At 57.5% G+C, this 18361-nt stretch carries 17 protein-coding genes; 7 read left to right on the top strand and 10 right to left on the bottom strand.

Going from position 1 to position 18361, the window contains the following annotated elements; all coding sequences use genetic code 11:
• Positions 1-333 precede the first annotated feature (333 nt).
• The gene (locus ACP7A4_RS14960; protein ID WP_203303138.1) at positions 334-1089 is read left to right on the top strand and encodes a substrate-binding periplasmic protein; all 756 of its coding nucleotides are present in this window, start codon (positions 334-336) and stop codon (positions 1087-1089) included.
• Positions 1090-1177: 88 nt separating this feature from the next.
• Here the strand turns inward: ACP7A4_RS14960 and ACP7A4_RS14955 are convergent, their stop codons facing one another.
• From ACP7A4_RS14955 to gpmI, 4 genes are all read right to left on the bottom strand, one after another.
• Entirely contained in the window at positions 1178-1966 is a 789-nt protein-coding gene (locus tag ACP7A4_RS14955; protein WP_426247630.1) for a divergent polysaccharide deacetylase family protein, read from the bottom strand.
• A 1-nt stretch (position 1967) separates the two neighbouring features.
• On the bottom strand, positions 1968-3281 hold the full coding sequence (locus tag ACP7A4_RS14950) for a S41 family peptidase (protein WP_059761735.1): 1314 nt from the start codon (positions 3279-3281) through the stop codon (positions 1968-1970).
• A gap of 35 nt (positions 3282-3316) precedes the next feature.
• The gene (locus ACP7A4_RS14945; RefSeq protein ID WP_059761734.1) at positions 3317-4603 is read right to left on the bottom strand and encodes a murein hydrolase activator EnvC family protein; all 1287 of its coding nucleotides are present in this window, start codon (positions 4601-4603) and stop codon (positions 3317-3319) included.
• Positions 4604-4798: 195 nt separating this feature from the next.
• Complete coding sequence (gpmI, locus tag ACP7A4_RS14940) at positions 4799-6331, bottom strand: 2,3-bisphosphoglycerate-independent phosphoglycerate mutase (protein WP_203303135.1); 1533 nt, start codon at positions 6329-6331, stop codon at positions 4799-4801.
• Positions 6332-6480: 149 nt separating this feature from the next.
• On the opposite strand from gpmI, the gene ACP7A4_RS14935 reads away from it, so the two are divergent.
• Genes ACP7A4_RS14935 through secB form a run of 3 tightly spaced genes read left to right on the top strand, consistent with a single transcriptional unit; the run spans position 6481 to position 7675 of the window.
• On the top strand, positions 6481-6894 hold the full coding sequence (locus tag ACP7A4_RS14935; RefSeq protein ID WP_048364618.1) for a rhodanese-like domain-containing protein: 414 nt from the start codon (positions 6481-6483) through the stop codon (positions 6892-6894).
• A gap of 2 nt (positions 6895-6896) precedes the next feature.
• A complete protein-coding gene (gene grxC, locus ACP7A4_RS14930) occupies positions 6897-7151 on the top strand; it encodes a glutaredoxin 3 (RefSeq protein WP_048364617.1) in 255 nt (84 codons plus the stop codon).
• Positions 7152-7192: 41 nt separating this feature from the next.
• Positions 7193-7675, top strand: a complete 483-nt coding sequence (gene secB / locus ACP7A4_RS14925) for a protein-export chaperone SecB (RefSeq protein WP_048364616.1) — start codon at positions 7193-7195, stop codon at positions 7673-7675.
• A gap of 65 nt (positions 7676-7740) precedes the next feature.
• Here secB and trmL read toward each other — a convergent pair whose 3' ends face one another.
• A complete protein-coding gene (gene trmL / locus ACP7A4_RS14920) occupies positions 7741-8196 on the bottom strand; it encodes a tRNA (uridine(34)/cytosine(34)/5-carboxymethylaminomethyluridine(34)-2'-O)-methyltransferase TrmL (RefSeq protein WP_059761732.1) in 456 nt (151 codons plus the stop codon).
• On the opposite strand from trmL, the gene ACP7A4_RS14915 reads away from it, so the two are divergent.
• A complete protein-coding gene (locus ACP7A4_RS14915) occupies positions 8195-8632 on the top strand; it encodes a hypothetical protein (protein WP_203307399.1) in 438 nt (145 codons plus the stop codon). The two genes, trmL and ACP7A4_RS14915, sit on opposite strands and share 2 nt — an antisense overlap.
• A gap of 357 nt (positions 8633-8989) precedes the next feature.
• Here ACP7A4_RS14915 and ntrC read toward each other — a convergent pair whose 3' ends face one another.
• The 4 genes from ntrC to glnA all read right to left on the bottom strand — a co-directional run bounded on the left by ntrC (position 8990) and on the right by glnA (position 13918).
• Complete coding sequence (gene ntrC, locus ACP7A4_RS14910; protein ID WP_059761730.1) at positions 8990-10423, bottom strand: nitrogen regulation protein NR(I); 1434 nt, start codon at positions 10421-10423, stop codon at positions 8990-8992.
• Positions 10420-11505, bottom strand: coding sequence for a nitrogen regulation protein NR(II) (gene glnL, locus ACP7A4_RS14905; RefSeq protein WP_059761729.1), 1086 nt, complete (start codon positions 11503-11505; stop codon positions 10420-10422). Before glnL ends, ntrC begins: the two co-directional genes overlap by 4 nt.
• Before the next feature lie 397 nt (positions 11506-11902).
• The gene (locus ACP7A4_RS14900; RefSeq protein ID WP_203303134.1) at positions 11903-12325 is read right to left on the bottom strand and encodes a cupin domain-containing protein; all 423 of its coding nucleotides are present in this window, start codon (positions 12323-12325) and stop codon (positions 11903-11905) included.
• Between the two features lie 186 nt (positions 12326-12511).
• The gene (gene glnA / locus ACP7A4_RS14895; RefSeq protein ID WP_048364610.1) at positions 12512-13918 is read right to left on the bottom strand and encodes a glutamate--ammonia ligase; all 1407 of its coding nucleotides are present in this window, start codon (positions 13916-13918) and stop codon (positions 12512-12514) included.
• Between the two features lie 335 nt (positions 13919-14253).
• Between glnA and thiI the strand changes: the two genes are divergently transcribed.
• Together thiI and typA are read left to right on the top strand one after the other, a co-directional pair.
• The gene (gene thiI, locus ACP7A4_RS14890) at positions 14254-15708 is read left to right on the top strand and encodes a tRNA uracil 4-sulfurtransferase ThiI (protein ID WP_426247624.1); all 1455 of its coding nucleotides are present in this window, start codon (positions 14254-14256) and stop codon (positions 15706-15708) included.
• 140 nt (positions 15709-15848) lie between these two features.
• Complete coding sequence (typA, locus tag ACP7A4_RS14885) at positions 15849-17669, top strand: translational GTPase TypA (protein WP_048364608.1); 1821 nt, start codon at positions 15849-15851, stop codon at positions 17667-17669.
• A 134-nt stretch (positions 17670-17803) separates the two neighbouring features.
• Here the strand turns inward: typA and ACP7A4_RS14880 are convergent, their stop codons facing one another.
• Positions 17804-18241 carry a YkgJ family cysteine cluster protein gene (locus ACP7A4_RS14880; RefSeq protein ID WP_426247740.1) on the bottom strand — a complete coding sequence of 146 codons (438 nt, stop codon included), beginning with the start codon at positions 18239-18241 and terminating at the stop codon, positions 17804-17806.
• Positions 18242-18361 lie beyond the last annotated feature (120 nt).

Genomic DNA, 18361 nt, shown 5'->3' with positions numbered 1-18361 from the left:
CGACGTGTGTGGAAAGTTGTACGGGGCCGTCTTCCGGTGTAAGGGGACTCAGAGGCATGGGCCGTGGTGTATGAATAGGGCGTACTTAACGTAATCAATAAAAAATGGTGGACGGTAATAAACATAAGGTTGACCTGCGAGTAAGTCGTTGTTTCTTTCCTTCAAAATCAGTCGCGGCATTAAATCAGGTCAATGCGACGCGTTGAGTTAGTTAAATAGGGTTAGCCACGGATGCACGCTGGCAGCACGTAGAACGGAGTCAGTCTAAAGGCGACTGGACAGCATGGCGTGCTCGCGGCACTCTTGGGCACGCCATGGATTTAGGTAGCTCGTATGTTCAAACGTCTTTTGCCAGTCTTCGCCGGCCTTTCACTGCTGTTGGCGAATGCGGCCTCAGCCGCCGAAAGCTCGGCTTATTCGATGGTCTTGCTGACAGAGAATTTTCCGCCCTACAACATGGCGAAAAATGGCAAAAACTTTGCGCAAGACGAAAACATCGAAGGCATCGCCGTCGATGTACTGCGCGAAACCTTCAAACGGGCCGGTATTTCCTACAGCATGACCTTGCGCTTTCCATGGGAGCGCATTTATCACCTCGCCCTTGAAAACCCCGGCTATGGGGTATTTGTAACGGCGCGCGTGCCAGAGCGCGAAGCCCTGTTCAAATGGGTCGGCCCCATTGGGCCAGATGACTGGGTGCTGCTGGCACGCGGTGACAGCCCGATCACTGTCACGTCTCTGGAGCAAGCCAGCCAATACCGCATCGGCGCCTACAAAGGCGATGTCATTGCATTGTCACTGGAGCAAAAAGGCCTGAGCCCGGTGATCGTGTTGCGCGATCAGGACAACGCGAAAAAACTGCAAGCCGGGCAGATTGACCTCTGGGCCACAGGCGATCCGGCGGGGCGTTTTTTAGCGCGTCAGGTCGGGATTTCAGGGTTCAAGACGGTGCTGCGTTTCAATCAGGCTGAGTTGTATCTGGCGTTGAATAAAGACGTGCCGGATGCGGTAGTGGCCAAGCTGCAAAAAGCGCTGAATGAGCTGCGCGCTGAAGGTGTGGTCGAAAAGATCGTTGCCCAGTACCTGTAACGCTCGAAAAAGCCGGTAGCGCAGCGATGGGTTTACGAGCGGTTGCAGCTTGCGTGCCTTGGCAACGCCTACAGGGTATGTGCGGTGCTTATGGCTGGCGATACACGCCATTTTCACCATGCCCGGCCATCGCTTTGTTGCTGCGCACGCCGATCATTTGCCGAATGTCGATCCAGTCAATGCCTTGGGCTTTGAGCTTGGGCAGTTCACGTTCCAGCACGGCCAGGGTTTGCGGGTAGGGGTGGCCAATCATGACCGCCGAGCCTTGTTTCCTGGCCAGTTTGATGGCGGTTTCAAGTTGTGTGGTGATGGCTTGCTCGGTGCGTACGTCGTCCAGAAACACATCCCGCGAGACGCTGGCCAAACCAATTTTTTGTGCCTGGGCCGCCGCCACCGTTTGTGCGCTGGTACGGCTGTCGACGAAGAATTTGTGACGGCGCTGCAAGTCGCCCATCAGCCAGGCCATCGCTTGCGGCTGGGAGGTCATGCGGCTGCCCATGTGGTTGTTGATGCCACTGGTATAAGGCACGGCCTTGAAGGCCGCATTGAGGCGCTTTTCGAGTTCATCGACGGGTAAGTCGGGGTGCCAGGCAAACGGCCCCGTCGCCGGGTCCATAGGCATGTGCAGGATTACGATTTTCCCGGCTTTGTACGCTTCACGGGCAAATTGGGCCGCGTGCGGGGTGTCGGGCATCACGGCCGCAGTGACCGGGCCGGGCAAGCCCAGCACACGGCGGTCGCGTGGCAGGTTTTGCCCCAGGTCATCAATGATCAGGCTCAAATAAGCCTTGTGCGGGGCGGCTGGAGGGCTGGCCGGCGCCGCGTGGGCGGCACCGGTCAGGCAGCAAAGCAGGCTGATGAACAGCGAAAAACGCATCTCAATTGCCGCGCGTAATGCTCAGGCCCTTGAGCAGGCTCAGGGCCTGGCTCAACTGGAAGTCGTCATCCTGTGGCATTGGCTTGGCTTTAGGGCTGGAACCCGTTGGCTTGTCGGCACCGCCATTGCCATTGCCCAAGTGACCTTGCAGGTCGGCCTCTTTGAAGTACTCGGTGTCTTGCTCGCGGGTGATTTTGGCGCGGCTGACTTCGATGTCCGGCACGATACCCTGCGCCTGAATCGAGCGCCCGTTGGGCGTGAAGTACAGCGCGGTGGTGATTTTCAGGGCGCGGTCATTGTTCAGTGGCAGTACGGTTTGTACCGAACCCTTACCGAAACTGGTGGTGCCCATCACCACGCCGCGTTTTTGGTCTTGCAAGGCACCGGCGACAATTTCTGAGGCCGAGGCGCTGCCACCGTTGATCAACACCACCAGCGGTACGTTCTCGCTAAGGTCTTTACCGGTGGCCGAGAAACGCAATTCGGAATTGGCGATCCGGCCTTTGGTGTAAACGATCAGCCCTTTGGTGATGAAGTGGTCGACCACTTCAACGGCCGATTGCAGCACGCCGCCGGGGTTGTTGCGCAGGTCGAGGATGATGCCCTTGAGCTTCTTGTTACCGTTTTCTCGGCGCAACTTGGACAGGGCTGAGGCGACTTCTTCGCCGGTCTTGACCTGGAACTGGGTGATGCGGATATAACCGTAGCCGTCTTCGAGCAGCTGAGACTTAACGCTTTTGACCTGAATATTGGCGCGGGTCAGGGTCACATCAAACGGTGTGCCGCCATTGCGCACCAACGTAAGCGTGATTTTTTGCCCGACTTTGCCACGCATTTTGTCCACGGCTTCGGTCATGGTCAGGCCGCGTGTGGGCTGGCCATTGATCTTGACGATAAAGTCGCCGGCCTGGATGCCGGCTTTGCTGGCAGGCGTGTCGTCGATCGGCGAGACAATCTTGATATTGCCGTCTTCGGTGCCGACTTCGATCCCCAGCCCGCCAAATTCGCCGCTGGTGCTTTCTTGCAGCTCGGCGAAGTCTTCAGGGCCCAGATACGCGGAGTGCGGGTCGAGGTTGCTGAGCATGCCTTTGATGGCGTTCTCCAGCAGGGTTTTGTCGTCGACCGGTTCAACATACGCCGCCTTGATTCGGTCCATGACCTCGGCGAAGGTGCGCAGCTCATCCAGTGGCAGCGGGGCCTTGGCGCTGGCTGCGGCGACTGGCTGGGCGGCTTGCCCGGCGGCCAGTGCCAAAGGCGCGGCAATCACCAGGGCGATCGTCAGGGCCAGCGAGTTGAGGCGGGACAAATGCGGCATGTTGAACGAACTCCTACGTATTAAAGGTGATGGGCTCATCCTTGAGCACGGCACCATTGTGCAGGGTCGCTGGGGCGGCCCTGCTGACGAATAGCAAAATACAGCGCCGCAGTGGCTTGGCCACCGCTGTTGCCCACGGTGGAAATCACTTCCCCGGCTTTAACAATGTCGCCGGCAGACTTGAGCAGTGTCTGGTTGTGGCCATACAAGCTCAGGTAGCCGTTGCCGTGGTCCAGAATCACCAGTTGGCCAGCGCCGCGCAGCCAGTCGGCAAACACCACGCGACCGCCGTGTACAGCGTGCACTTGGGTGCCTGCGCCGGCACTGATCATGACCCCATCCCACTTGGTACGGGCATCATCGCCGCGGGTTTCACCAAAGCGTGCAAGCAGTCGACCATCAACTGGCCAAGGAAGTTTTCCCCGCGCCTGAGAAAAAGGCCCGCCGTATGAAACGCCGGCGCTTGAAACCAATGCGCCGGGTGTGGATTTGACGGGTTTACGCGGGGCGTCGGTCACAACCGATTCAGCCTCGCGTTGGCGTTTGCGCTCGGCTTCTTGTTGAGCGAGCAGGGCTTTTTGGCGCGCGGCTTCGGCTTCGCGAGCCTGGCGTGCCAGTGTTTCTTCAATGGTCTTGAGGACTTTAGCCAGATCGGCCTGATCCTGCTCGCGGGCCTGCAATTTTTGGTCGCGGTCTTTGACGTCGGTACTGAGCTTGGCCAGCACTTGCTGACGTTCAGCCTTCACTTTGTCGAGTTCGGCGCGCTGGCTGTCCAGGCTGCTTTTTTGCGTCAGCAACTGGGCCTGTTGCAGGTTGATATCCGCTTCGACGTTGGCCAGTTGGCGCAGGGTTTCATTGAACCCCTTGAGCTGCTCCAGGCGGGCCTGGCTCAGGTAGTCGTAATAGGTGAGGGTGCGGGCGAACTTTTCTGGGTTTTGTTGGTTGAGCAGCATTTTCAGGTATTCCTGACGACCGCCCTGATACGCGGCACGGGCCTGAATGGCGATCAGGCGTTGCTGTTCAACTTTTGCGCTGTTGAGTTTTTTTTTCTCACTATCAAGGCGCAGCAGCTCGCCTTCACTCTTTTTTAGTTCTTTTTGCAGTTCCTCCACCTGTTTTTCCAGCTTGCCGATTTCGGTCTCGGTGCCGCGCAGGTCTTTTTGCACGCCGGACTTTTCTGCCTGGAGTTTGCCGAGGAGCTTTTTCAGCTCGCCGATATCCTGGCGCGTGGCGTCGAGCTGTTGTTGGGTTTGCGCGCGCTCATCGGCAAAGGCCGGTTGCAGCAGGCACGTGAGAGTCAGGGCTATAAGGGCGCGGAGCATGGGGCGGGCGACACCTGGGGAATGGGACGGCCTAGTATGCCCGCCCTCGTTGAGTATGAGAAATCCGTGAGATGAAATAGTCGCTGGCGCAGGCTGCGAAGGGCAGCGCAGCTGCCCGTCTTCTCAAACCCACGCGATGACGTGGCGGGCGGGCAGCCTTTTTCGTCGCCAGTGGCAGCGATCACAAGGTTTACATTAGTCCACCAAAATAGAGGTGCCGGTCATTTCTGCTGGTTTTTCCATACCCAGCAGTTTGAGCATGGTGGGGGCCACGTCGGCCAGTACACCGCCGTCGCGAACCTTGAACTTGCGCTTGCCGACATAAATAAACGGCACCGGCTCGCAGGTGTGAGCGGTGTGCGCCTGGCCGGTGGACTCGTCTTCCATCTGTTCGACGTTGCCATGGTCGGCTGTGATCAGGGCTTCGCCGCCGACTTTTTCCAGCGCTTCAACGATACGGCCCACGCAGGCGTCCAGGCACTCAACCGCTTTGACCGCTGCATCAAACACGCCGCTGTGGCCGACCATGTCGCCGTTGGCGTAGTTGACCACGATCACGTCATAACGTTGATGTTCGATGGCATCGACAATTTTGTCGGTGACTTCGGGCGCGCTCATTTCTGGCTGCAAGTCGTAGGTGGCGACTTTAGGCGACGGGATCAGAATGCGTTCTTCGCCGGGGAACGGTTCTTCGCGCCCACCGGAAAAGAAGAAAGTGACGTGCGCGTATTTCTCGGTTTCGGCAATCCGCAGTTGGGTTTTACCGTTTTTGGCCAGGTAATCGCCCAGCACGTTTTCCAGGCTGCCCGGCGCAAACGCGCTGGGCGCCGGGATGCTGGCGGCGTATTGAGTCAGCATCACGAAACCGGCCAGTTTTGGCTGGCGCGCGCGCGGGAATTCTTTGAAGTCGTCCTCGACGAACACGCGGCTCAGCTCGCGGGCGCGGTCGGCGCGGAAGTTCATGAACACCACCGCGTCACCGTCTTCGACCTTGACCGGCTCGCCCAGGGTGGTGGCTTTGACAAACTCGTCGCTTTCGCCACGGGCATAAGCGGCTTCAAGACCTTCTTGCGCGGTGGCGGCGTTGAACTCGCCTTTGCCGTCGACGATCAGGTTGTAGGCTTGCTCGACACGGTCCCAACGGTTGTCGCGGTCCATGGCGAAATAGCGACCGATCAGGCTGGCGATGCGGCCTTTGCCGAGGTCTTTGAAGGCTTCGTCCAATAGCTCTATAGAGGACGCGGCGCTTTTAGGCGGAGTGTCGCGGCCATCGAGGAAGGCGTGCAGGTAGATTTTTTCGGCGCCACGCTTGTACGCCAGCTCGGCCATTGCCACGAGGTGGTCTTGATGGCTGTGAACGCCACCCTCAGACAGCAGGCCCAGAATATGCACGGCCTTGCCATTGGCGACGGCTTTGTCGACGGCGGCGCAAAGGGTCGGGTTTTCGAAAAACTCGCCGTCGCGGATCGACTTGGTGACACGGGTGAAGTCTTGATACACCACGCGGCCAGCGCCCAGGTTCATGTGGCCGACTTCGGAGTTGCCCATTTGCCCGTCCGGCAGGCCGACATCCATGCCCGAACCTGAGATCAGGCCATTGGGCATGCTTGCACAAAGGCGATCGAGCACCGGTTTCTTGGCTGAATAAACGGCGTTGTAGTCGTGGCTTTCACTGTGACCGAAGCCATCCAGGATGATCAGGACCAAAGGTTTAGGCGTGGTAGTCATAGATCCCACTCGTGGCTGGTTTAAAAAGGAGGTATGCAGAAGACGGGCAGTTTAAAGCGAAGTTCATGTGGCGTCACCGCCGGGCGGGGTTTGGCCGACCAAGGCGGCTGTGTATACTGGCCCACATTTTACGACCCTGGAACCTTCTGATGGTTGATCACCTGATTGCATTTGCCACTTCTCACTACCTGTTGGTGGGCGCGTTTGTCATCCTGCTGGCGTTGTTGATTGCCCACGAAATGAGCCGTGGCGGACGTAGCATCAGCACCGGCGAGTTGACCGGTCTGGTTAACCGCGACGAAGGTGTGGTGATTGATATTCGCCCGGCCAAGGATTTTGCCGCCGGCCACATCGTGGGTGCATTGAACATCCCGCAAGACAAGCTGATGGCGCGCATTGCCGAGCTGGACAAGCACAAGGGCAAAACCATCATTCTGGTCGATGCCCAGGGCCAGCATTCTGGCTCCCACGCCCGTGAACTGCTCAAGGCTGGCTACAACGCCGCCAAGCTGTCCGGTGGTATCGCCAGCTGGCGCGCCGATAACCTGCCTGTGGTGAAGTAACTATGTCCAAGGTCATCGTTTACTCCAGCGATTATTGCCCTTACTGCATGCGGGCCAAGGCTTTGCTTGAGAAGAAGGGCGTTGCCTTTGAAGAAATCAAAGTCGACGGCAAGCCTCAGGCGCGTGCCGAGATGGCCCAGAAAGCGGGTCGCACCTCGGTGCCGCAAATCTGGATCGGCGACCAGCATGTTGGTGGATGCGATGACCTGTTTGCTTTGGAGCGCGCCGGTAAATTGGATGCGCTGCTGAACGTCTGACTCTCATTCTCTATAAGCCCCAAGATCAACAAGGATCTGTGATGACTGACCAACAGAATACCGCTGCGACTGAAGACGATACTTCTCCACAATTCTCGTTGCAGCGTATCTATGTGCGTGACCTGTCGTTCGAAGCGCCGAAAAGCCCGGCAATCTTCCGTCAGCAGTGGGAGCCGACCGTGGCTCTGGACTTGAACACGCGTCAGAAGCCGCTCGAAGGTGATTTCCACGAAGTGGTCCTGACCTTGTCGGTCACGGTCAAGAATGCTGACGAAGTGGCGTTCATCGCTGAAGTGCAGCAGGCTGGCATCTTCCTGATCAAAAACCTGGATGCGGGTTCGATGAACCACACGCTGGGCGCGTTCTGCCCCAACATCCTGTTCCCGTACGCACGCGAAACCCTGGACAGCCTGGTCACCCGTGGCTCGTTCCCGGCGCTGATGCTGTCCCCGGTGAACTTCGATGCCCTGTACGCGCAAGAGCTGCAACGCATGCAAGAAGAAGGCACGCCGACTGTTCAATAAACAGCCGCTGCTGGATTGAAAAAGCGCCGTAAGGCGCTTTTTTATTGGGCTTTGGAGCTGTGTGCTTACTTGAAGCCTAACTGGCGCCAGGCTTCGTACACGGCGACAGCCACGGTGTTGGACAGGTTCAGGCTGCGGCAGCCTTCGCGCATCGGCAAGCGCAGGCGGTGTTCGCCGTCCAGCGCATCCAGCACCTGGGGCGGCAAGCCACGGCTCTCAGGGCCGAAGATAAAAGCATCACCTTCGGCAAACTGCGCGTCATGGAATGGCTTCGAACCTTTGGTGGTAAAGGCAAACAAGCGCGGATGCCCCAGGTGTTCAAGGCAACTGGCCAGGTCGGCGTGACGCTTGAGTGGCGCATACTCGTGGTAATCGAGCCCGGCGCGGCGCAAGCGCTTGTCGTCGAGTTCAAAGCCGATGGGTTCAATCAAATGCAGGTGGCAGCCGCTGTTGGCGCACAGCCTGATAATGTTGCCGGTATTCGGCGGAATTTCTGGTTGAAAAAGGATGACGTGAAACATGCACGGCTCCGAACTTAAAGATGGCGAGGATTCTACTCCCGAAGAGGACCCGCGACCTAAACTATGGCCGCGTGTTTTAGGTTCTTTGGCGATTGTGGGGTTTATGGTCGGGATGATGATCGGCCGGCTGACGACGCCTGAGCCTGTGCAGTTGCAGCAGGTTGAGGTCTTGCCGGGGGCGTTGGTGGTGTGGTTCAGCGATGAGCCCAAACTGCACGGTGAAATGGTCGATGGCACAGTCGGCTTGCTGTTCGATGCGCAGGGTAAGGCGCAGAACGGCCAGTTCAAGCTCAATGGCAAAGATGTGAATTGGCGGGTGCAGCGCACCGATGGTGGGTTGCTGCTGACGTTGGTGGCGGCCCGTGCCCTGCAAGGCGACTGGGCCGGAGCGCCACAGGATGGCCGCTGGCGGTTGCAGGTAAACCTGCGCGAGTAATAAAAGAGGGAATGCCGGCCTGCCTGTACCGGGTTCTCCAAAACGGCTGCGCGTTGATGCGCGGGGCATCAAGGCTGCGGGTGTAAAAGTGGGGAGTCCTGGCCTGCCTGTACCAGGGTCCCCTAAAGCGTTATCAGGGTTATTGCAGGGCGCGTGCCAGTTTTAGATTTTTTTGTCGAAAATGTCTTATGCAAATGCAAAGCCCCGGATTCCGGGGCTTTTTGTCTGTAGGGCAGGTTTAAGGCGCGGCTGCGGCTGCAACCCTTGAGCCAGAGCTGTGCGCGTTAATGGTGCAGCCTTGCTCAAAAATGCCCTCTCCCGCAGGAAAAGGGCTGGGGTGAGGGCTTTTGATCTGCCTTAAGCTTCGTCAGCATCCTCCTCGTCGCCGTCGATCTTCATGCCCAGTTCTTTGATCTTGCGGGTCAGGGTGTTGCGGCCCCAGCCCAGCAGCACGGCGGCATCGCGACGGCGGCCCGCGGTGTGTTTGAGGGCGGTCTCGATCATGATGCGTTCAAATGTTGGCACCGCACTGTCCAGCAGGTTGGATTGACCACGGGCTAACGCTTGATCGGCCCACTGACGCAGCGCGTGTTCCCAGTTGGTCACGGGGGAAGCGTCTTGCTGGAGGTTGAGCAATTCGGGCGGCAAATCGCTGATATGCACTTCACGCCCGGATGCCATCACGGTGATCCAGCGGCAGGTGTTTTCGAGTTGGCGCACGTTGCCCGGCCACGGCAGGTTTTTCAGATATTGCTCGGTCTCGGCCTTCAGCAGTTTTGGCTCCACCGACAGCTCTTGCGCCGCGCTGCTGAGAAAGTGGCGGGCCAGTGTCGGGATGTCTTCACGCCGATCCGACAGGCGCGGTATATGGATGCGGATCACGTTCAGGCGGTGAAACAAGTCTTCACGAAACTTGCCTGCCTGCACCAGTGTTTCGAGATTCTGATGCGTGGCCGCAATGATGCGCACGTCGACTTTGACCGGAATGTGCCCGCCCACGCGATAGAACTCGCCATCAGCCAGAACCCGCAGCAATCGGGTTTGTGTGTCGGCAGGCATGTCGCCGATTTCATCCAGAAACAAGGTCCCGCCATCAGCCTGTTCAAAGCGCCCGCGGCGTAAGTTGGCAGCGCCGGTAAACGCGCCTTTCTCGTGGCCGAACAGCTCGGACTCCATCAGGTCTTTAGGAATGGCCGCCATATTCAACGCAATAAACGGCGAGGCAGCACGCGGGCTGTGGCGATGCAGCGCATGGGCAACCAGCTCTTTACCGGTGCCCGACTCGCCGTTGATCAGTACGGTGATGTTGGAATGGCTCAAGCGGCCAATGGCGCGAAACACTTCTTGCATCGCCGGGGCTTCGCCAATGATCTCCGGGGTGCGTGCCAGCGTGGGCGCCACGGCCAAGCCTTGTTGCTCTTGGGCGTGCTGGTTGGCGCGCTTGACCAGCGACACGGCTTCATCAACGTCAAATGGCTTGGGCAGGTATTCAAATGCGCCGCCCTGATAGGACGCCACGGCGCTGTCCAGGTCGGAGTGCGCCGTCATGATGATTACCGGCAAGCGCGGGTGTTGTTCGCGGATCTTGGCCAGCAAGTCCAGGCCGCTGGCACCGGGCATGCGGATGTCGGAAATGATCACGTCGGGTTGCTGGCGAGCCAGGCGACTCATCACCCCATCGGCGCTGTCGAAGCTTTGTGTGGTCATGCCTTCCTGCTGCAAGGCTTTTTCCAGGACCCAGCGGATTGAACGGTCGTCGTCGACGATCCACACGGTTTCACTTCGGCTCATGTCGATGCGGCTCCTTGTTCCAGTGGCAGAAAGATCGAAAAGAGTGTGTGGCCAGGGTGGCTTTCACACTCGATCAACCCCTGGTGCTGACTGATGATGTTCTGGGTGATGGCCAGGCCCAGCCCGGTACCGTCGGGGCGGCCGCTGACCATGGGGAAGAAGAGGGTGTCTTGCAGCTCGGCCGGGATGCCCGGCCCGTTGTCGATGATTTCGATTTTGGTCACCAGGCGATGGCGGATGTGGCCAATGGTGAACTGACGCATGGCCCGCGTGCGCAGGCTGATGCGCCCCAGCCGCAGTTCGTTTTGGCTGCCAATGGCCTGCATCGCATTGCGCACGATATTGAGCACGGCCTGAATCATCTGTTCGCGGTCGATCAGCAGGTCGGGCAGGCTGGGGTCGTAATCGCGCACCAGGGTGATGCCGCCCTGGGTCTCGGCTTCGACCAGGTTGCACACGCGCTCCAGCACTTCATGCACGTTGGTCATGGCCAGCGAAGGCAGTTTGTTGGAACCCAGCATGCGGTCTACCAGGTTACGCAGGCGGTCAGCCTCTTCGATGATGACGTTGGTGTAGTCGCGCAAGCCTTCGTCGGGCAGTTGACGGGCCAAGAGTTGGGCCGCGCCACGAATGCCGCCCAAGGGGTTCTTGATTTCGTGAGCCAGGCCGCGCACCAGCATTTTGCTGGTCTCTTGCTTGGACAGCTGGGCTTCTTCTTTAGTGATGCGCAGCAGGCGATCGCGGGGGTGCACTTCGAGCAGCAGCAAGGTCGTGCCGGCACTCAAGATCGGTGTCACGGCGTAATCCACGGTCAAGGTTTGGCCCGTGAGCGAGGTCAGCATGGCTTCACGCTTGGTGAAAGGGTGCGCTTGCTCAACGGCTTGACGTAATGAATGCAGGGCTTCAGTGGACTCGGTAAACAATTCGCTGATGAATTGCCCGTGGCTGCGTTGACCGCTGATGGCCAATAGCATCTCTGCCGCCGGGTTCATGTACTCAAGGCGCAAGTCGGCATTGAGCAACAGGGTTGCGGTGGTCAGATTGTCGAGTAGCAGTCGGTGCAAGGCATCACTGATGGTCATGGGCCGATCCCGGATTACGTGCGTGGGTTACACGCTGAGACAAGGAAAATGCAAAAACCAAACCAAGGCTCTGAAAAGAAGCGCTAATCGCCTGAAATAAGACGTTACAGCTCATCAACAGGGTGTAGATGCTCACGGAGTGAGTCGTTTTGAACCAAATTGGGCTGGCGAGGTGGGCGGTGATGTTTCTATTGCACCAATATAGTGCAAATCAAGTGAAAGGTTTCAGTCTCGGCTGCATGTTCATGGGGCAGAAGGTCGTTGGCTTGATGTTGATCACTATACGGCCGAGGCGGCTTGCCCATCTGTGACGGCAACGGCCACATCCCGCTGATGGCCAGTGACGTGTTTTTCACGTTTTGACATCAGCAGGGGCGGATGGGCGCGGAGGGTGAGATCAGTCGGGTTTCGAGAGCGGTAAGCCGGGAGCGCCTGCATAGAAAACAATCAGTTCCACGGGGCTGTTACCGCTCGTACCACGGTGTGGAATATTCACCAGTTCGGGCAGTACTTCTCCGGGTTTAAGCCGGGTTTGATGACCGCTGCGGGTTTCAACCATTAACTCGCCGCTGAGCACATACGCCACGTTGGGCATGGGGTGGGTATGCCACTTGAGCGTGGTGTTGGCGGGAATGGTTATTTTAAGGACCGTGAGTTCCGGGGTTGAACCGGGGTAGGTCTCATAGGCTGTGCCATCCCAGGAATGGCTGGTTTTGAGCAGTTGTTCGGTCTGGACTTCCTGGGGGCCATGTGTACAGCCCAGCAGGCTCGTACAGAGGGTGGCGAAGAATAAGGGCTTGATAAGGCGTGCTGGCAGCATGGGCGAGTCCTGAGGTGATTGAGCGCGTGTGAGGCGCTCAAACTACGCAGGGAGGCATGCAATGGCTGTCAGTCGAAGCAATATGGCGTGCGAGTAAAGGATGGGATGTGCGTAAGACCGCGGGCATAAAAAAACCTCCCGAAGGAGGTTTTTTTACATCACGCGGCAATCACCGGTGTGACGGGATCAGCAGCTGTAGTACAGCTCGTACTCCAGAGGGTGCACGAAGGTGCGCACTTTGATTTCTTCTTCGCTTTTCAGAGCGATGTAGGCGTCGATGAAATCGTCGCTGAAAACGCCGCCTTTGGTCAGGAACGCACGACCTTTGTCCAGCTCTTCCAGGGCTTCTTTGAGGCTGCCACACACTTGCGGGATCTCTTTGGCCTCTTCAGGCGGCAGGTCGTACAAGTTTTTGTCAGCAGCGTCGCCCGGGTGGATCTTGTTCTGGATGCCGTCCAGGCCAGCCATCATCAGTGCTGCGAAGCACAGGTACGGGTTGGCAGCCGGGTCCGGGAAACGCGCTTCGATACGGCGAGCTTTAGGGCTGGACACGTAAGGGATGCGGATCGAGGCAGAGCGGTTGCGGGCCGAGTAGGCCAGCATGACCGGCGCTTCGAAACCTGGCACCAGACGCTTGTAGGAGTTGGTGGCCGGGTTGGTGAAGCCGTTCAGTGCTTTACCGTGCTTGATGATGCCGCCGATGAAGTACAGGGCGGTGTCGGACAGGCCGGCATAGCCTTCGCCAGCGAAGGTGTTTTTGCCATCTTTGGAGATGGACATGTGTACGTGCATACCCGAGCCGTTGTCGCCGTACAGAGGCTTGGGCATGAAGGTCGCGGTACGGCCGTAGGCGTCAGCCACGTTGTGTACGCAATATTTGAGGGTCTGAACTTCGTCAGCCTTCTTCACCAGGGTGTTGAACTGCACGCCGATTTCGTTCTGGCCTGCGGTTGCCACTTCGTGGTGGTGAACTTCGATAACCAGTCCCATTTCTTCCATGGCGTTGCACATGGAGGTACGGATTTCGTGGTCATGGTCGAACGGTGGCACCGGGAAGTAGCCGCCTTTGATGCCTGGACGGTGGCCACGGTTGCCGCCTTCTACGTCCTGGTCGGACATCCACGAACCTTGTTCGGAGTAGATCTTGAACATGGAACCGGAAATGTCGGACTTGAACTTCACTTCGTCGAAGATGAAGAACTCAGGCTCCGGGCCCACGAACACGGTGTCACCGATACCGGTGGACTTCAGGTATTCCTCGGCACGGTTGGCGATAGCGCGCGGGTCGCGGTCATAGCCTTGCATGGTTGAAGGCTCGATGATGTCGCACACCAGGATCAGCGTTGGCTGTTCGGTGAACGGGTCCAGAACGGCCGTGCTGTCGTCTGGCAGCAGGATCATGTCGGACGCTTCGATACCTTTCCAGCCCGCAATGGAGGAGCCGTCGAACATTTTGCCGTCGGTGAAGAAGTTTTCATCCAGCGCATCACGAGCCGGCATGGTCACGTGGTGTTGAGTACCTTTGGTGTCCGTGAAGCGCAGATCAATCCACTTGACGTCATGATCTTTGATGAGTTGAACCGACTTCGACATATGTCCTCCGGGGTGGCTTCGGGCGGGTAGTAGTGGTGCGCCCTTAGTAATGTGCTTGATGCCGGCGCGAATACTCTGCCAAGGCAACCTGCCTCACAAGGGAGCAAATTGCATGCCAGTGCCCCGAGTTGGGTGTAATGCGCCAAACTCAAGCCGGTAAGCGGTGCAGCCTACCGATTAGCGCCCGTTATCGCACTCAAATGAAGCGAAAAACCGTGGTTTTGCTCTATTTTGGTGCGTGCAAAACCGTTTGTACGATAACTGGTTAAACCTTGAGCAATTTCCGCTATAATCCGCGCCCCCCTTTTTTGGCAGGCTGCTCGCGCGCTGTTTTCATGAAACTAATCGTTAAAGTCTTCCCCGAAATCACTATCAAGAGCCGTCCGGTTCGGATGCGTTTTGTCCGTCAATTGGCCAAAAATATCCGTGCTGTGCTCCGCGAACTGGACCCGGCTGTGGTGGTGACCGGTGTGTGGGACAACATCGAGCTGCAAACGCGCGTGAGCGACCCCAAAGCCTTGAAAGAAATGACTGCGCGCCTGAGCTGCATGCCAGGTATTGCGCATTTTCTTCAGGTGGATGAGTACCCGTTGGGCGACTTCGACGACGTGGTAGAAAAGTGCAAATTGCACTTTGGCGAGTCGCTGGCCGGCAAGGTTTTTTCGGTGCGTTGCAAACGCGCTGGCAAGCACCCATTTACCTCGATGGAAATCGAGAAATACGTGGGCAGCAAGCTGCGTCGCGAGTGCGGTGCGGCCGGAATTTCGCTGAAAAACCCGGAAATCGAAGTTCGAATCGAAATTCGCGACCAACGGTTGTTTGTGATTCACAGCCAGCACGACAGTATTGGCGGCTTCCCGTTGGGTGCGCTTGAACAGACCCTGGTGCTGATGTCCGGTGGTTTCGACTCTACCGTGGCGGCTTACCAGGTCATGCGTCGCGGCTTGATGAGCCACTTCTGCTTCTTCAATCTGGGCGGGCGCGCCCATGAATTGGGCGTGATGGAAGTCGCGCACTATATATGGAAGAAGTACGGCAGCTCGCAGCGCGTGCTGTTTGTCAGTGTTCCGTTCGAAGAAGTTTTGGGCGAAATTCTCGGCAAAGTCGATAACAGTCATATGGGCGTCATTTTGAAGCGTATGATGTTGCGCGCTGCGACCCGTATTGCTGAGCGACTCGACATCGAGGTGTTGGTCACCGGAGAAGCGATTTCTCAGGTTTCGAGCCAGACACTGCCCAACTTGTCGCTGATCGACTCGGCTACAGACAAATTGGTGTTGCGTCCGCTGATCGTCAGCCACAAGCAAGACATCATTGATCAGGCGGTTGAAATCGGTACGGCCGATTTTGCCAAGCATATGCCTGAATATTGCGGGGTGATTTCGGTCAACCCCAAGACCCACGCCAAGCGCAACCGCGTGGAGTATGAAGAACAACAGTTTGATATGGCCGTGCTTGAGCGTGCGCTTGAGCGGGCCAAACTGGTGCCGATTGATCGGGTAATCGATGAATTGGGCCAGGACTTGCAAGTCGAAGAAGTCAGCGACGTGCTGGCGGGCCAGATCGTCATCGACATCCGTCACCCGGATGACCAGGAAGATCGACCGCTGGAACTGGCTGGCATCGAAGTACAAGCGTTGCCGTTCTATGCTTTGAACAGCCGCTTCAAGGAACTGGATGATACCCGTCAGTACCTGTTGTATTGCGACAAAGGCGTGATGAGTCGCCTGCATGCTCACCATTTGCTCAGTGAGGGACATGCCAATGTGCGCGTTTATCGACCGAGCTAAGAGCCCGGGGCTGTATGCCTGTGGCCTGCGTCACCGGCCCCCCGACGCCGCCGTCAAGCTGTAATGGTTTGCACGGACTCTACTGTTAATCGCTGCCTGGACTCAGTCAGCACACCGAATCCTCTGATCGAGATACACAAGTGATCGAAAATCTACGTAACATCGCCATCATTGCTCACGTTGACCACGGTAAAACCACCCTGGTAGACAAACTCTTGCGTCAATCCGGCACTCTGGAGCGCAACGAGCTCAACGACGAGCGCGTGATGGACTCCAACGACCAGGAAAAAGAGCGCGGCATTACCATTCTTGCCAAGAACACCGCGATCAACTGGAACGGCTACCACATCAACATCGTGGACACCCCGGGCCACGCCGACTTCGGCGGTGAAGTAGAACGCGTAATGTCGATGGTTGACTCCGTTCTGCTGCTGGTTGACGCTCAAGACGGCCCTATGCCGCAAACCCGTTTCGTGACCAAAAAGGCGTTCGAAGCCGGCCTGCGTCCAATCGTGGTAATCAACAAGGTTGACCGTCCAGGCGCGCGTCCGGACTGGGTTCTGGATCAGATCTTCGACCTGTTCGACAACCTGGGTGCTACCGAAGAACAGCTGGACTTCAAAGTGGTTTACGCCTCTGCCCTGAACGGTATTGCTGGTCTTGACCACACCGACATGGCTGAAGACATGACCCCGCTGTACCAGTCGATTGTCGACAACGTACCAGCACCACAAGTTGACCGTGATGGTCCGTTCCAGATGCAAATCTCGGCACTGGACTACAACAGCTTCCTGGGCATTATCGGCGTTGGCCGTATCGCTCGTGGTCGCGTCAAGCCGAACACCCCGGTTGTTGCCATCGACGCTGACGGCAAGCGCCGCAACGGTCGTATCCTGAAGCTGATGGGTCACCACGGTCTGCACCGTGTAGACGTTGAAGAAGCTTCGGCAGGCGACATCGTGTGCATCAGCGGTATGGATTCGCTGTTCATCTCCGACACCCTGTGTGATCCGCTGAACGTTGAAGCGATGAAGCCGTTGACCGTTGACGAGCCAACCGTTTCCATGACCTTCCAGGTAAACGACTCGCCTTTCTGCGGTAAAGAAGGCAAGTTCGTGACGTCCCGTAACATCAAGGAACGTCTGGACAAAGAGCTGCTGTACAACGTTGCACTGCGCGTTGAAGAAGGCGACTCGGCTGACAAATTCAAAGTATCGGGCCGTGGCGAGCTGCACTTGTCCGTACTGATCGAAACCATGCGTCGTGAAGGCTTCGAAATGGGCGTTGGTCGTCCAGAAGTGATCATCCGCCTGGTTGACGGCGTTAAGCACGAGCCGTTCGAAAACGTCACCATCGACCTGCCTGAAGAATCTCAGGGCAAGGTGATGGAAGAGATGGGTCTGCGTAAAGGCGACCTGACCAACATGGTGCCGGATGGCAAAGGCCGTGTGCGTCTGGAATACAACATCCCTGCTCGTGGTCTGATCGGTTTCCGTAACCAGTTCCTGACCCTGACCAACGGTGCTGGCATCCTGACCTCGATCTTCGATCGCTACGACACCATGAAGTCGGGCCACATGTCCGGCCGTCAGAACGGTGTTCTGGTATCGGTTGAAACGGGCAAGGCGCTGACCTACTCCCTGGAAACCCTCCAGGCGCGTGGCAAGCTGTTCGTTGAGCACGGTCAAGAGATCTACAACGGTCAGATCGTTGGTCTGAACAGCCGTGACACCGACATGGGCGTTAACCCTACCAAGGGCAAGAAGCTCGACAACATGCGTGCTTCGGGTAAAGACGAAACCATCGCTCTGGTTCCACCTGTTCGCTTCACTCTGGAACAGGCTCTGGAATTCATCCAGGACGACGAGCTGTGTGAAGTGACGCCTAAGTCCATCCGTCTTCGTAAGAAGATCCTGGACGAAGGCGAGCGCACCCGCGCTGCTAAAAAAGCCAAAAACTAAGTCACTTAGTTAGCGGTTACAAAAACGCCCCCGACCTTGCGGTCGGGGGCGTTTTTTTATGTCCGGGATTTGTGTCTACAGCAGCCTCTCACCCCAGCCTTCTCTCAAGGGAGAAGGTGAGGGTCTGAACTGAATCAGAAATCCATCAATTTAACGCTGCTGTTTTTGCGCTCGACAGCCTTTGGAATATACGCGCAGTACCCTGGACGCGGACCGATGCGCGGGTGGTTGCGGCACGTGTCCGGGCGCTTGTCGTAGATGGTGCACATGCGCGACTTGCGGTCCAGGTACAGGCAATCGTTGTTGCTCATGCGCTGCAACGTGAAGATGCCCGACTTCTGGTTGAAACGTTCCACAATCCCTTCTTTTTGCAGGCGCTTGGCGATGTTCTTCGGCGGATCGCCGAGTTCGAACTCATCAACCAGACCGATGCGGATCAAGTCTTTGACATTGACCTCAACCGGCAGGGTGCAGCAGCTGGAAATGCAGGAGCCGCACATGGGCGCGGTGTATTTGGCCCACGTATCGAGACGGTCGATTTCCGCGGCGGCGATCAGGTTGGACTTCATCAGGCTTATATTCCAGCGTGTAACAGGGCGCGCGATCATACCGGGGTTGATGAATATTTGAACAACCATTTGCCGGTTTTTTGCTCGCCAGGGGGTTCTGCCTCTTTTCAGGGCGTATTTGCG

It is taken from the genome of Pseudomonas sp. TWR3-1-1 (assembly GCF_049896545.1).
Lineage (GTDB): Bacteria > Pseudomonadota > Gammaproteobacteria > Pseudomonadales > Pseudomonadaceae > Aquipseudomonas > Aquipseudomonas weihenstephanensis.
Note: the sequence above shows the minus strand (reverse complement) of the source record. Positions and strands in the feature narration are given on the sequence as shown.

What these genes read in the sequence shown, in the direction of transcription:
- ACP7A4_RS14960 (WP_203303138.1), top strand. Translation starts at nt 334, where the DNA reads ATGTTCAAACGTCTTTTGCCAGTCTTCGCCGGCCTTTCACTGCTGTTG.
- grxC (WP_048364617.1), top strand. Translation starts at nt 6,897, where the DNA reads ATGTCCAAGGTCATCGTTTACTCCAGCGATTATTGCCCTTACTGCATG.
- secB (WP_048364616.1), top strand. Translation starts at nt 7,193, where the DNA reads ATGACTGACCAACAGAATACCGCTGCGACTGAAGACGATACTTCTCCA.
- trmL (WP_059761732.1), bottom strand. Translation starts at nt 8,196, where the DNA reads ATGTTTCACGTCATCCTTTTTCAACCAGAAATTCCGCCGAATACCGGC.
- ACP7A4_RS14955 (WP_426247630.1), bottom strand. Translation starts at nt 1,966, where the DNA reads ATGCGTTTTTCGCTGTTCATCAGCCTGCTTTGCTGCCTGACCGGTGCC.
- ACP7A4_RS14945 (WP_059761734.1), bottom strand. Translation starts at nt 4,603, where the DNA reads ATGCTCCGCGCCCTTATAGCCCTGACTCTCACGTGCCTGCTGCAACCG.
- ACP7A4_RS14915 (WP_203307399.1), top strand. Translation starts at nt 8,195, where the DNA reads ATGCACGGCTCCGAACTTAAAGATGGCGAGGATTCTACTCCCGAAGAG.
- ACP7A4_RS14950 (WP_059761735.1), bottom strand. Translation starts at nt 3,281, where the DNA reads ATGCCGCATTTGTCCCGCCTCAACTCGCTGGCCCTGACGATCGCCCTG.
- gpmI (WP_203303135.1), bottom strand. Translation starts at nt 6,331, where the DNA reads ATGACTACCACGCCTAAACCTTTGGTCCTGATCATCCTGGATGGCTTC.
- ntrC (WP_059761730.1), bottom strand. Translation starts at nt 10,423, where the DNA reads ATGAGCCGAAGTGAAACCGTGTGGATCGTCGACGACGACCGTTCAATC.
- glnA (WP_048364610.1), bottom strand. Translation starts at nt 13,918, where the DNA reads ATGTCGAAGTCGGTTCAACTCATCAAAGATCATGACGTCAAGTGGATT.
- glnL (WP_059761729.1), bottom strand. Translation starts at nt 11,505, where the DNA reads ATGACCATCAGTGATGCCTTGCACCGACTGCTACTCGACAATCTGACC.
- ACP7A4_RS14900 (WP_203303134.1), bottom strand. Translation starts at nt 12,325, where the DNA reads ATGCTGCCAGCACGCCTTATCAAGCCCTTATTCTTCGCCACCCTCTGT.
- ACP7A4_RS14935 (WP_048364618.1), top strand. Translation starts at nt 6,481, where the DNA reads ATGGTTGATCACCTGATTGCATTTGCCACTTCTCACTACCTGTTGGTG.
- thiI (WP_426247624.1), top strand. Translation starts at nt 14,254, where the DNA reads ATGAAACTAATCGTTAAAGTCTTCCCCGAAATCACTATCAAGAGCCGT.